Below are 13,690 nucleotides of genomic sequence, written 5' to 3' on the forward strand. Positions count from 1 at the left end.
TATTACGCAAATGTGGGTTGATTATAGCCGTTTTAGGTCGTTGGATTAAAGGATTAGTGGCGATAATTGTGGCTTATCTTGGCCGATATCAACAACATCTGTGATAACGCTGGTGGACGATCATGTTACCGATAGCGATTAGCGTGGGTTTGTCGTGGCATCTGGCGTCGCGAACCTCTATAATATGCGCTCAAATCTGATATGAATTCGACTACAGGACTTTTCATGCGCCCAAGTAACCGTACACCAGCTCAAACTCGCCCTATTACTATTACGCGTTCTTTTACTGCACATGCTGAAGGCTCTGTTTTAGTTGAGTTTGGCGACACAAAAGTATTATGTACAGCCAGTTTTACTGAAGGCGTTCCGCGTTTTCTTAAAGGCCAGGGTCAAGGCTGGGTAACAGCTGAATACGGTATGTTACCGCGTTCAACGCACAGCCGTATGGACCGTGAAGCGGCTCGTGGTAAGCAGTCTGGCCGTACTCAAGAAATTCAACGTTTAATTGGCCGTTCATTACGTGCTGCTGTAGACATGAAGTTGTTAGGTGAAAACACTATCGTTATCGATTGTGATGTTATTCAAGCTGATGGTGGTACACGTACTGCTGCTATTACGGGTGCTTGTGTGGCGTTAGTTGACGCGCTTAACTGGGCTCGTGGTAAAGGCATTATTAAAGCCAACCCACTTAAGTTTTTAATTGCAGCTGTTAGTGTGGGCATTTACAAAGGCGAAGCGATCAGTGATTTAGAATACATTGAAGACAGCGCTGCTGAAACTGACATGAACGTTGTGATGACTGAAACCGGTAAGATTATTGAAATTCAAGGTACTGCAGAAGGCGAACCATTTAGCCATGAAGAGTTGCTTGAGTTGTTAGTGTTAGCTAAAAACAGTATTCGCGAAATTGTCGATGTGCAAAAAGCCGCATTAAGTTAATATGCTGTTGAAAAATGAGGACCGATTACGGTCCTTTTTTTTAATCTAAAATTTGATGAAAGAGGAATAACCGTGAAAGCCTATCAACGCGAATTTATTGAGTTTGCTTTAGCCCGCCAAGTATTACGTTTTGGTGAGTTTACCCTTAAATCTGGCCGTACGAGCCCGTACTTTTTTAATGCTGGATTGTTCAATACGGGTAAAGACTTAGCGCGTTTAGGCCGCTTTTATGCTGCGGCGTTAATGGACTCGGGTATTGAGTTCGATTTGTTATTTGGCCCAGCGTATAAAGGTATTCCGATAGCGACAACAACGGCGGTTGCCTTGTGCGATCATCACGATGTGGATATTCCTTACTGCTTTAACCGTAAAGAAGCTAAAACTCACGGTGAAGGCGGCAGTTTAGTCGGCAGCGAGCTCAAAGGCAAAGTGATGCTGGTGGACGATGTGATCACCGCTGGTACGGCGATTCGCGAGTCGATGGAAATTATTAACGCCCACAATGCCCAACTTGCGGGAGTGTTGATTGCACTGGATCGCCAAGAAAAAGGTAAGGGCGAGCTGTCGGCGATTCAAGAAGTTGAGCGTGACTTTGGTTGCCAGATTGTGTCGATTATTAAACTGGCTGATTTAATCAGTTACTTGTCTGAAAAGCCGGGTATGGAAGTAGAGCTTGCTTCAGTTAGCGCTTATCGCGAGCAATACGGTATTTAATCTTTTCTACTAATCTTTTCTATTAGTGTTTTCTAAACATTAAAACTAAAAACGCAGCCCTAGATGATGATATTAGTTGGCTGCGTTTTTATTGGTTTGGGCGATGATTAAAACTTATTTTACAAGGTGTAAAAACTCAGCGCGGGTTGCTGGGTTTGATTTAAAAATACCGCCCAATGCTGTAGTGGTCGTTGAGCTGGTTGAGTCCATCACGCCGCGAGATTTAACGCAGTAATGTACTGCATCCATTTTTACCGCCACGTCTTTGGTTTCAAGCAAGGTTTGCAACGCCACTAATACTTGTTGGGTTAGGCGCTCTTGTACTTGTGGACGCTGGGAAAAGAAGCGCACGATACGATTAATTTTTGATAAACCGATAATTTTTGTACGCGGTAAATAGGCGACAGTGGCAAAACCATCAATGGTTACTAGGTGATGTTCACAAGTGCTGGTAAGACTGATGTCTTGCACGCGCACCATTTCATCGACACCCATCTTGTTTTCAATGACGGTGATTTTTGGGAAATTTTCGTAATCAAGCCCTGAGAAAATCTCGTCGACATACATTTTAGCAATGCGACGAGGGGTATCGATTAAGCTGTCGTCTGATAAATCCAATGACATTAATGTCAGGATTTCTCTCATATGATGCTCAATTTTAACCTTACGTTGTTCTGGCGTTGAGGTTTTCGGCAGCATAGGGGTTTCTAGCCCACGATCTTTTAGTGCGGCTTGTACTTTTATTGCGGCTTCACTTAGTGCCATATATCCTCCAACAACCCTGTCATACTACGATGAGTTTATCTTAAAAAACCTTAGGACGCTTATGCCATAAGGGGATGGAGAATAACGTGATTCGTTGCAAATTAACACTATAGACGATAAAAAAAAGCCGACCCTTTTAGTCAGGTATCGGCTTTTTGTGGCTAAACGTTTAGGTGTTAACTATTTTACGTTTAGGTTCTCTTTGATGAACTTAAGCATGATGTCATAATATTTTTCACGGTTTTCGGCATTAAAGAAACCATGGCCTTCTTTTCTCCAAATCTCTTTTTGGAAAGGGTAGTTAGCTTGCTCCAATGCTTTTGCCATTGCTTCATATTGTTCTATCGGTGCGCGTTCATCTTCTTCGCCATGAATTAACAGTATTTTGGCTTTTAGCTTACTCACATTGTGAGTCGGTGACATTGCACGAAGGCGTTGAATATCAGTGCCTAACACTTCTTCTAAGTATGCTCCACCACTGTAAGATTCAGGTACATCGCCCGTTTTATACATTTGCTCTAAATCATACACACCGGCAACGCCTACAGCGCATTTAAACATATCAGGCGCTAACATAGGGCTCATGAGTGCTGAGTATCCGCCAAAGCTGCCACCCGAAATACACACTCTGTCTTTGTCGGCATAACCTTGGTCAATAACATATTGAGTGGCATCAATAATATCGTATTGAATTTTAGTTCCCCATGCTAAGTAGCCAGATTCTTCAAATGCTTTACCGTATCCACCAGAGCCGCGGAAGTTTACTTGCAGTACCGCAATACCATTGTTGGCGAGTAATTGGTTTTCTGAGTTAAATACCCACAAGTCACGCGGGCCATGTGGGCCGCCATGAGGATTAACCACAAGTGGCATGTTTTTATGCTCTTTCATGCCGACGGGTAGCGTTAAGTAACCATGAATAGTTATGCCATCACGATTAGTAAAGCTGATAGGGCGTACTTCTGACATCTCGCTTGGGTCTAGTGCAGCATTGCCTGCAAATAAGAATTTGAGTTTGAGTTTTTTACGGTCAAATAAGTAATAGTCACCCGAATTTCTATCGTTCATCGCTGCAACAATGAGGGTATTACCGTCAACCGTTTCACTGACAATACGAATGCGATGATCAGGAATCGCGGCCATAAGCTGCTGCAACGCCTTGGCTTTAGCACTTTCTGTGTCGACAAATTGGTATTCAGGGTAACCATTTTCAAACTCTACCGCATAGAGTGAGTTTGTTTGGTCGCTCACCCATGTCATGAATGGATCGACAACATCGTGCTGGATGATTTTTTTATGTTTAGCCGTTGCGAGTTCGACTTCATAAACAGCGCGAGTCGCACCTTCACCATTTGCCAAAGCGTAAATTGATTTATTGTCTTCAGTAAACGAAAGCGGGTAGAAATCGGTGAGGCCCCCTTTAATTCTTTCCGCATCAACCCATTCACCATTTTCATAATAGAATAGCTGATCATTATTTTTCTTATCTGTGGCGAAACTAAAGCGTACCTCTTCATTGTTATCTACAAGAAAACGCGCATTTGCAATGGGTGAAGTGGTAAGGCGTTTACGTTTACCTGAATAGACGTTTACTCTGTATGCCAGAGTGTATGCATAATTCTGCCTATTCCAAGGATAGGCCATAACATAAATGTATTTGTCATCATCTTTTAAAGTATCTAAAACAAATGCACTTGCGCGGATAGCTTCATTATTGGAAATACTGGTGCCTGTTGATGTTCCGCCGTTATAACCAAACAGGTACTTAGATTTACTGCCATCATAATTTACCGCCAGTAGTTCACCATAATAATCTGATGATTCACGTTGTGCATGTTTATAGAGTTTTTGTAATACAACCCGCTCATCATTAACCCAATAGTAACTTCCAACTTCTTCATCACCACTAAATTTGACTGCGTTAGTCGGTTTCATGGTTTCAAGATTTAGGATTAACAGGGTGCGCTTTTCATCTTCAATTAAAATAACGCCAAGGTATTTACCATCGGGTGATATTTTGACTTCAGAAAATTCGGAGTCAGCACTAAAATCTTTGATCTGAGGACTAGCAAAAGTGTGAGCGGTAAAAAGAATAAGCAAACAGCAAGTGAGGTATAAAATACGCAGCATGACTACAATCCGTGTAATAAATGTTAAAAATGTGACGGTATTGTATTTAATTCAAGTGATCAGAGCAATACGTACTCACTATTTATCATTGAGATGGGGTAGAGTATTAACGCATATTACGACTTTTAATTTATGTTAACACCCATTTTCTTGGCCTCTTTGCGCAGTAGAATTTACTTGAAAGCATAACGCAGGTACAAAAAAGCCGACCCCGTTTGCCGGGTATCGGCTTGTTGATATAATATTTTTTAGCTCATTAGCTCATTAGCTCATTACGATTTAATGTTTAGGTTCTTTTTAAGGAATAGAAGCATTTTTTCATAATATTGGGCACGATTGTCATCATTGTAGAAACCATGGCCTTCATCATCCATCACCAGTTTTTCATAGGGATAATTACGTGCTTTAAGGGCTTTTTCTAATGATTCTAGTTGCTCAATGGGCGCTCGTTCATCGTCACCGCCATGTACTAGAAGCAAGTTTGCTTTAAGCTTATCTACATTTTCTGAGGGAGACATCGCCCTTAGTACTTCACTATTTTGACCTAAAACATTTTTAAGGTAACTAGTACCCGAAGCACTATTTGCAATATCTCCTTCATTGAACATCAGTTCTAAATTATAAATCCCTGCAAAACCGATTGCGCATTTGAACAGATCGGGTTCTAGTATTGCGCTTTGCAATGCACTATAACCACCAAAACTACCACCAGAAATACAGATGCGGTTTTTATCTACATAACCTTGATCAATGACGTAATGAGTGGCGTCGATAATGTCATATTGTACTTCTGAACCCCATTTTTGGAATCCAGCTTGTTCAAAATTTTGTCCAAAACCACCTGAACCACGGAAATTGACTTGTAATACTGCCATCCCTTGATTTGCTAGCATTTGGTTTTGAGTATTAAACCCCCATTCATCTCTTATTCCATGCGGACCACCATGGGGGTTGACCACAAGAGGGAGGTTTGTCGCTTCTTTACCATAAGGTAATGTTAAATAACCGCTAATTATTTTACCGTCTCGGCTGGTAAAGCTAATTGGCTTCACTTCTGACATTCGCGCTGGGTCGAGCCATTTCTTGGCAGAGGCTAAGTGTTGGAGTGTGAGCGCCTTGGTGTCAAATATATAATAATCACCAGGATTTCGATCGTTAAATGCTACCACGATGAGTTTTTCTGAATGACGAGTTTCGCTAACGATACGAACTTGATGGCCAGGTAATGATGCGAGCAACAGCTTTAGTAATTTTGAATGACTGTTTTCTGGATCGACGAAAGCGTAAGACGGATAACCATTTTCAAATTCAACGGCATAGAGTTTTTTGGTCGTTTGGTTTATCCAATAATTACTGGGATCACTTTTGTCATCTTTAATAATTTGTGTTTTTTCACCTGTTTCTAGATTTATTTCATAAATCCCTAAGGTTTCGCCTTTTACCCGAGCAGCTGCATAAATACTGTTTTTATTTTCGGCAAAAGATATTGGGTAGAAATCATCTAGATTGAGTTTGAGCTGATCGGTGTTAAGCCATTCGCGGTCTTGACGATAAAATACTTTTGTTATGTTGTTTTCATCTTCGCCTGCAACAAAGCGTACTTCACCATCATGATCGGTTAAAAATCGAGAGTAACCTATAGGCGAAGTGGTGACTTTTCTGCGGAACCCTTTGTATAAATTTACACGGTATACAGTTTGTGATAATTCATAGTTTAAAGAATTAGACTCATTCCATGGGATCGCATTGACGAGCATATAGCGGTCGTCATCGGGGAGGGGATCTAAAATAAACGCTGTTGCTCTTATTGGGGTATTTTTTTTCAGATGTGAGCCAGTTTGTTGCTCGCCGCTATTAAAACCAAAAAGGTAAGTTGCTCTTGATCCATCGGCATTAACAGCCATTAACTCACCATAATACAGCGGTACGTCACTCCAACCTTTTAAGTATTCTTTTTGTAAGACGATTCGGTCATTATTTACCCAAGCGTAATCACCCACTTGGGCATTGCTGGGAAAAAATATCGCATGATGTATTTGCTTTGTTTTAGCATTTAATATCAGTAGCTTGTCTTTGCCATTGTGCTTGGTTATCGCACTAATATACTCGCCTGTTGGAGATATTTTTACATTGCTAAATTCAGCCCCTCGGCTAAATAGCTGTGCAGTAGAAAGACTTTCTGTAGCAAATGCATGGGTGAATAGGCCACCACAGACAAGTAACATAATGGTTAGGTATTTGGTGAAAATCATGAGACATCCTTGTTTAATCATTCGTTCTTACTTTGTTTTTATGTAGTATAAATATTCGATTTGATACGGTTTAAGGGGAAAGGAAGAGTCAGTAGCATTGGTAGAAAAAGGACCGAACTAGCATCCTTTATCTATGCGATATTAACTTCTTAATAATTGCTGCTGAATAAAGGTCCATTGCTCATCAAAGTGAAGCGTTGGTTTTTGTTTAAATTCGCTGCGGACAAACTGTGAAATTCTGCCTTCTACAAAAGCGAGTAATAGATTGGCGAGAATGGCTTCGTCAATATTAAAACCTACGCCTTCACGGAGTGTTTTTTCGCGTAAAATCTGTTTTATCTGTGTTTCAATTTTGGCAAAGAGTACGTCTATTCGGTTACGTAAACGTTCATTTTCACCCAATAGGGCATCGCCATTTAATATGCGCGAAATGCCTGGGTTGCGTTCAGAAAATACTAAGAGCAGGTGCAGCACTAACTGACAACGTGTCATGGTGTCTTTTTCTTCGTCCATGATGATGTTTAAGCGCGACAATATCGCATCTTCAATAAATTCGATTAAGCCTTCGAACATCCGAGCTTTACTGGGGAAGTGTCTATACAGTGCAGCTTCTGAAACGCCAACTTCGGCGGCGAGTTTTGCAGTAGTAATGCGTTGACCTGGGCTGGTTTCAAGCATTTGCGCCAAGCATTGTAAAATATGCTCACGACGATTTATTTTAGGGCTTTCAGCCATTATCTGTTCCTTGGCTCAGTGATTACTTGAATAGGTTATTTGGTGCCAGAGTGACCAAATCCGCCTTCTCCACGATCTGAGCTATTAAACTCATCCACTAGGGTAAATGCTGCTTGTACAACCGGTACAAATATCAATTGGGCGAGACGATCGCCTATTTCGAGTGTGAATGGTTTATCACTTCTGTTCCAACATGACACCATTAGCTGCCCCTGGTAATCGGAGTCAATTAAGCCGACTAAGTTACCCAAGACAATGCCATGCTTATGACCCATGCCTGAGCGCGGTAAAATAACTGCGGCAAGGCTTGGATCGGCTACATGAATGGCAATGCCAGTTGGAATTAATACAGTTTTTCCTGGTTCAATTAACATTGGTGTGTCGGTCATGGCACGTAAGTCCATGCCTGCACTACCAGCAGTGGCATAGGCTGGCAATGGAAATTGACTGCCAATACGCGAGTCGATAATTTTTAGTTCAATGGGTGTTTTCATGATTTTGTTAATTGTTTTTCTATCAATGATAGTAATTGGCGCGCCAGGGTAAGTTTATCTGTTGCGGGCAGCTGTTGGCTGCCATCTTGCCAAAAAACCTGTAATGCATTGCTATCGGCATTAAAGCCTAAGCCTTGAATAGAAACGTCGTTAGCGGCGATCATATCAAGCTTTTTACGCTGAAGTTTGCCGCGAGCATATTGCTCTACGTTGTTAGTTTCAGCAGCAAAACCGACGGTGAAAGGCCGGTTAGCATGCTGAGCTACCGTGGCTAAGATATCAGGATTACGCACTAGTGCAAGCTGCATTTCCTCGGCAGATTTTTTGATTTTTTGCTGGGCAACATCGGCAATTCGATAATCTGCTACTGCGGCACAGCCGATAAAAATATCATGTTGCTCAACCTGTTTCATCACGGCATCGAGCATTTGCTGTGCAGATTCTATATCAATACGAGTGACGCCAGCAGGTGTGGCTAAATTAACTGGGCCAGAGACTAGTGTTACCTTGGCGCCCATTTCTGCCGCTGCTTGAGCTAAGGAAAATCCCATTTTGCCTGAGCTGTGGTTGGAGATGTATCGCACTGGGTCAATTGCTTCACGCGTTGGCCCTGCTGTAATGAGTAGGTTATGGCCGTTGAGTAATTTAGGGCCAAAAAATTGTACCAGTTGTTCAGCCATCACGACGGGCTCTTGCATTCTGCCTGGACCGATTTCACCACAAGCTTGATTACCTGATGCTGGCTGCCAAATGATTAGGCCTTTGCGGGCTAAATTTGCCATGTTTTCTTGAGTGGCGATATTTTGGTACATTTGCTGATTCATTGCAGGACATATAATGACAGGCGCACTGGTGGCTAAGCATGTAGTGGTTAATAAGTCATTAGCCATCCCTGCATTGATACGTGCCATTAAGTTTGCAGTTGCTGGTGCCACTAATACTACGTCTGCCCAACGAGCAAGTTCAATATGACCCATAGCGGCTTCTGCAGCTGGATCAAGTAAGTCTGAGGCCACGGGGTTGCCTGAAAGCGCTTGTATGGTTAACGGGGTAATAAACGCCATGGCGCTTTGGGTCATAATGACACGCACATCGGCGCCACGCTCTTTTAAGCGACGAATAAGATCCGCACTTTTATACGCGGCAATGCCGCCACCAATTCCGAGTAATACTTTTTTATTTGTCAGCATGATGCACATTATCCGACTCAAATCTAATTGCGGCTAACAATATCACAAACCTGTGACAAGTTGCGTAGATCCAATCTCAAAAATATCAACCATACTGTGTAATCAATTCGAACCTTGTTCCTGAAAAAGACAACCGCTCACTATTGGTGTTGATATCGGATATAGAATCGATTTAAGGCGTGTAATGAAATCGTCACATTGAATATAAGGGACATTCATGGGAATTAAAGATTGGCCAGAAGGAGAAGGACCTAGAGAAAAGTTATTACTCAAAGGTGCAGGGCATCTTTCTGATGCAGAGTTGCTTGCGGTATTATTGCGTAACGGTCTTGCTGGACAGAATGCGGTAGATTTAGCCCGAAATATGATCAGTGAGTTTGGTGGTTTGCGAAGTTTACTTTCGGCTTCTAAAAGCCAAGTGTGCAAATTAGCCGGTGTTGGGCCGGTAAAATATGCTCAATTACAAGCTGCAGCTGAAATTTCTAAGCGAATTGCGCATGAAAATCTACAAAGAGGGCAAATTTTGACAAATCCTGATTTAACTCGGGACTATTTAATGAGACAATTGGCGGACCGATCCTATGAAGTGTTCGCCTTACTATTGTTGGATACCCAACATAGAGTCATTCAATTTGTAGAATTATTTCGTGGCACCATCGATTCTGCTTCTGTTTATCCACGCGAGGTTGTAAGCCTTGTTTTGGAGAAAAAAGCAGCTGCAGTAATAGTGTGTCACAATCACCCGTCTGGCATTGCAGAGCCAAGTCAGGCTGATCGGCGAATAACTGAGCGAATAAAAAATGCACTTGCAACTATAGATGTTTCTTTGTTAGATCATATGGTTGTAGGTGACCAGGAGATAGTCTCCTTTGCCGAGCGAGGGTGGATAGTATAAACACTGCTTGATCTTATATGGTCAATCGTGTATAAAATGCGCCCTCTTTGTGCCTCGGGCGACGGCCATACGAGGCACATTAATGCTCGAGCGTTAAAAATTTGTTTTGGAGAAGATTGACATGTCAAGAGTATGCCAAGTAACTGGCAAGAAGCCAATGGTTGGTAACAACCGTTCGCACGCAAAAAACGCGACTCGTCGTCGTTTTTTACCTAACCTACAAAACCATCGTTTTTGGTTAGAAGAAGAAAAGCGTTTCGTGCAATTACGTGTATCTACTAAAGGTATCCGTATTATCGACAAGAAAGGTATCGAAGTTATTGTTAAAGAACTTCGTGCCCGTGGCGAGAAGGTATAATAGAAAATGGCTAAATCTAAAGGTAATCGTGAGAAGATCAAATTAGTATCTAGTGCTAAAACTGGTCACTTCTACACTACTGAAAAGAACAAGCGTAACATGCCTGAAAAAATGGAAATCAAGAAATTTGATCCAGTCATTCGTCAGCACGTTATGTACAAAGAAGCTAAAATCAAGTAATTGATTTTGATTCTTAAAAAAGCCCCTTAATTGGGGCTTTTTTTATGTCTGTTTGAAAATAGTCTATACTGAATCAACTGATCATATGTTAAGTAAAAATATTTTGTAAACGGCTGAATTATGGGTAATGCCAACGGTTTACGTTACCTAATACACTATCAATGTCCTTATACTTTACGTGAGCTTTCCACTATTGTTGTCGCGCCATTATTATTACGCCATTATGCTGTAATCTTGCTTTACGTATGTGATGCAAATATTATAAGTAAATGAGTAAAGAACGATTAACAGTTAACACGCGTTAACTTTTTGGCTGTAATGATTTTTTCATACAGAAATGAGACACTGCGTCTTAATTGGCGTGAAATAAAATGCTTTAAAAGTGAATTAAAATGCAATACCATTCTTTTTTGATATAACAAATCGCTGTGTGGCATGTTTTGCCATAATCATTAACGAACATCAAACTTATACCGAGGTGAATTTGCCTGTGAGAACCACTGAATTAGTCGATGGATTTCGCCATTCTGCGCCCTATGTCAATGCTCATAGAGGTAAAACTTTTGTCGTCATGTTGGGTGGCGAAGCATTAGCGCATCCACAATTCCGCGGTATTCTGAATGATGTGGCTTTGTTGCACTCACTTGGAATTGAGGTGGTATTAGTTTATGGCGCTAGGCCCCAGATTGATGCAGGTTTAAAAGCTGCTGGAATTGAACCCGCATATCATAATGGTATTCGTATTACTGATGATGAAACCCTGAAAATTATCAAGCAGGTTGCAGGGGCGACACAATTTGATATTACCGCTAGGCTGTCGATGAGCCTAGGTAATACGCCAATGCAGAATGCGCAAATTAATCTAGTCAGTGGCAATTTTGTCATTGCCCAACCTCTAGGGGTGGATGACGGTGTTGATTTTTGTTTGAGTGGCAAAGTACGCCGTATTGATGCACAAGGTCTACGTCGTCAATTAGATAATAATGGTATTGTTTTGATGGGGCCTATTGCCGCTTCTGTTACTGGCGAAAGCTTTAACCTAACGGCTGAAGAAGTTGCCACCCAAGTCGCGATTAAGCTTAAAGCGGATAAAATAATTGGTTTTAGTGACAGTCACGGTATTTTAGGTGCTAATGGCGAAGTGATAGCCGAACTCATGCCTGATGATATTGAAGAAATGCTCAAAACCATGTCTGAAGATGATCATACTTCAGTAGGGACCATCGCTTTCTTAAAGGCCAGTGTTGAAGCGTGTCGCCGCGGTGTGCCACGTTGTCATTTAGTGAGTTATTTAGAAGATGGCGCGTTACTGCAAGAGCTCTTTTCTCGAGAAGGTATCGGCACCCAAATAGTCACCCAAAGTGCTGAGCGTTTACGCCGGGCAACTATTAGTGATATAGGCGGTATTTTAAATCTTATTCGACCTTTGGAAGAACAAGGTATCTTGGTACGCCGCTCTCGTGAGCAACTTGAAATGGAAATAGAGCAATTTATGCTCGTTGAGCGTGACAATTTAGTCATTGGCTGCGCGGCACTGTATCCATTTGAAGAAGATAATGCCGGTGAGTTTGCGTGTTTAGTGGTGCATCCTGATTATCGTGATGCCGACCGTGGCAGTTTGTTATTAAATAATATTATTGGCCAAGCGCGGGTGCGTGGTTATTCTCGTTTATTTGCGTTAACAACTCGCAGTATTCATTGGTTTTTAGAGCACGGTTTTAATATTGTCGATGTTGAAGAACTGCCTAATAAGAAAAAGCAGTTGTATAACTATCAGCGTCGTTCAAAAATTCTTGCGTTAGATTTGTAGAAGTAACAAGACAGTTAATAGATAAAAAAAGCCGGATGAGTATAAAATCATCCGGCTTTTTTGTGGGAGAAGCATCAGTGCTTTGAGTGACTTCATCTTCCCATTGTAAGTAACCTGAGCTCGGGATAATAAACGCCTTTCAAACAGCCCTTTGTCCTGCTAACTGTGTTGAATCGACTTACAATAGGCTAGCTATTGACGCGTCAATTCGCCTTGTTAGCATAACAAATGACAAGCTTGAAAGTGAGCTTGGTTAACATGCTGATGTTAAATAGCTAAGTTCATTCCTTATCCCGAGTTCAGGTTAAGTATATTATGCTTGAGCTTTGGCTAAGGCATTACGTCGTTGGCGTTGTACTAGCATGTCACCCACAAAGATAATCAGTGCGCCCCAAATAAAGCCAAAAGTAATGCCTTTTTCAATATCAAAGGGTTCATTAAATAATTTAACCGCCAGGATAAACATGATACTGGGGCCAATATATTGGAAGAAGCCTAAAATCGAAAAGGGAATTCTTACCGCAGCCCCCGCAAAACATAATAGTGGGATTGTAGTGACAATACCTGCTGCAATTAGTAGTAAGTTTAGGTTCATACTATTGGTTAACATGCTGACTGATGAGGTATCTAGGGTAATAAGTAAATATCCTAACGCGATAGGCAGTAAAATGGCTGTTTCGACTAATAATCCTGATTTAGCATCGATATTCACTTTTTTACGCAATAAACCATAAAAACCAAAACTGGCAGCCAATGCTAATGATAACAGCGGAATAGAACCAAAAGAGATTAATTGTACTAACACTCCGGCACTGGCTAAACCAACAGCAAGCCATTGTAATTTACGTAGTCGCTCACCTAAAAATACCATTCCAAGTAACACGTTAAATAGCGGGTTTATAAAGTAACCTAGGCTAGCATCGAGCATGTGGTCGTTGTTAACTGCCCAAATGAAAATGAGCCAATTAGCGGCAATTAGTACCGAGGTAACAAACAGAACCGCAAGCTGTTTCGGTTGTTTAAGAATAAGGCGCAGACGGCCAAAACCACCTATAAATTGCATCATGATGATCATAAAAATAAATGACCAGATAACTCGATGCATTAATATTTCTGTCGCGGGAACATGATGTAAAAGTTTAAAATACAGTGGTGCAATACCCCAAATGGTGTAAGCGCACACTGCCAATAAAACTCCTTTGCGGTATTCTAAATCAGGCATAATGTA

13 protein-coding genes are annotated in these 13,690 nt (G+C 41.4%); 6 read left to right on the forward strand and 7 right to left on the reverse strand.

Going from position 1 to position 13,690, the window contains the following annotated elements:
- The first annotated feature begins 225 nt into the window (after nt 1-225).
- Nucleotides 226-939 (forward strand): ribonuclease PH, encoded by a 714-nt coding sequence (gene rph / locus EGC82_RS02635; RefSeq protein WP_059746838.1) that lies wholly within the window; start codon nt 226-228, stop codon nt 937-939.
- A 72-nt stretch (nt 940-1,011) separates the two neighbouring features.
- Complete coding sequence (pyrE, locus tag EGC82_RS02640) at nt 1,012-1,653, forward strand: orotate phosphoribosyltransferase (protein WP_124729376.1); 642 nt, start codon at nt 1,012-1,014, stop codon at nt 1,651-1,653.
- Between the two features lie 114 nt (nt 1,654-1,767).
- Here pyrE and folE read toward each other — a convergent pair whose 3' ends face one another.
- The 6 genes from folE to coaBC form a co-directional block, all read right to left on the reverse strand.
- Nucleotides 1,768-2,418, reverse strand: a complete 651-nt coding sequence (folE, locus tag EGC82_RS02645) for a GTP cyclohydrolase I FolE (protein WP_124729377.1) — start codon at nt 2,416-2,418, stop codon at nt 1,768-1,770.
- Nucleotides 2,419-2,598: 180 nt separating this feature from the next.
- Entirely contained in the window at nt 2,599-4,548 is a 1,950-nt protein-coding gene (locus EGC82_RS02650; RefSeq protein ID WP_124729378.1) for an alpha/beta hydrolase family protein, read from the reverse strand.
- A 272-nt stretch (nt 4,549-4,820) separates the two neighbouring features.
- A complete protein-coding gene (locus tag EGC82_RS02655) occupies nt 4,821-6,773 on the reverse strand; it encodes an alpha/beta hydrolase family protein (protein WP_244212569.1) in 1,953 nt (650 codons plus the stop codon).
- Between the two features lie 168 nt (nt 6,774-6,941).
- On the reverse strand, nt 6,942-7,535 hold the full coding sequence (gene slmA, locus EGC82_RS02660; protein ID WP_124729380.1) for a nucleoid occlusion factor SlmA: 594 nt from the start codon (nt 7,533-7,535) through the stop codon (nt 6,942-6,944).
- Between the two features lie 35 nt (nt 7,536-7,570).
- Nucleotides 7,571-8,029, reverse strand: coding sequence for a dUTP diphosphatase (gene dut, locus EGC82_RS02665; protein WP_124729381.1), 459 nt, complete (start codon nt 8,027-8,029; stop codon nt 7,571-7,573).
- Nucleotides 8,026-9,228, reverse strand: coding sequence for a bifunctional phosphopantothenoylcysteine decarboxylase/phosphopantothenate--cysteine ligase CoaBC (coaBC, locus tag EGC82_RS02670; protein WP_208646920.1), 1,203 nt, complete (start codon nt 9,226-9,228; stop codon nt 8,026-8,028). The genes dut and coaBC overlap by 4 nt, the downstream gene beginning before the upstream one ends.
- A gap of 208 nt (nt 9,229-9,436) precedes the next feature.
- Between coaBC and radC the strand changes: the two genes are divergently transcribed.
- The 4 genes from radC (at nt 9,437) to argA (ending at nt 12,462) form a co-directional block, all read left to right on the forward strand.
- Nucleotides 9,437-10,114: a RadC family protein gene (gene radC, locus EGC82_RS02675; protein ID WP_124729382.1), complete on the forward strand. Its 678-nt coding sequence runs from the start codon at nt 9,437-9,439 to the stop codon at nt 10,112-10,114.
- Nucleotides 10,115-10,235: 121 nt separating this feature from the next.
- Nucleotides 10,236-10,472: a 50S ribosomal protein L28 gene (gene rpmB / locus EGC82_RS02680; RefSeq protein WP_124729383.1), complete on the forward strand. Its 237-nt coding sequence runs from the start codon at nt 10,236-10,238 to the stop codon at nt 10,470-10,472.
- Nucleotides 10,473-10,478: 6 nt separating this feature from the next.
- On the forward strand, nt 10,479-10,652 hold the full coding sequence (gene rpmG / locus EGC82_RS02685; RefSeq protein ID WP_011494790.1) for a 50S ribosomal protein L33: 174 nt from the start codon (nt 10,479-10,481) through the stop codon (nt 10,650-10,652).
- Nucleotides 10,653-11,142: 490 nt separating this feature from the next.
- Nucleotides 11,143-12,462, forward strand: a complete 1,320-nt coding sequence (gene argA / locus EGC82_RS02690) for an amino-acid N-acetyltransferase (protein ID WP_124729384.1) — start codon at nt 11,143-11,145, stop codon at nt 12,460-12,462.
- Between the two features lie 313 nt (nt 12,463-12,775).
- Here the strand turns inward: argA and rarD are convergent, their stop codons facing one another.
- Nucleotides 12,776-13,684 (reverse strand): EamA family transporter RarD, encoded by a 909-nt coding sequence (gene rarD, locus EGC82_RS02695; RefSeq protein ID WP_124729385.1) that lies wholly within the window; start codon nt 13,682-13,684, stop codon nt 12,776-12,778.
- Between the last annotated feature and the right edge of the window lie 6 nt (nt 13,685-13,690).

Source organism: Shewanella livingstonensis (assembly GCF_003855395.1).
Lineage (GTDB): Bacteria > Pseudomonadota > Gammaproteobacteria > Enterobacterales > Shewanellaceae > Shewanella > Shewanella livingstonensis.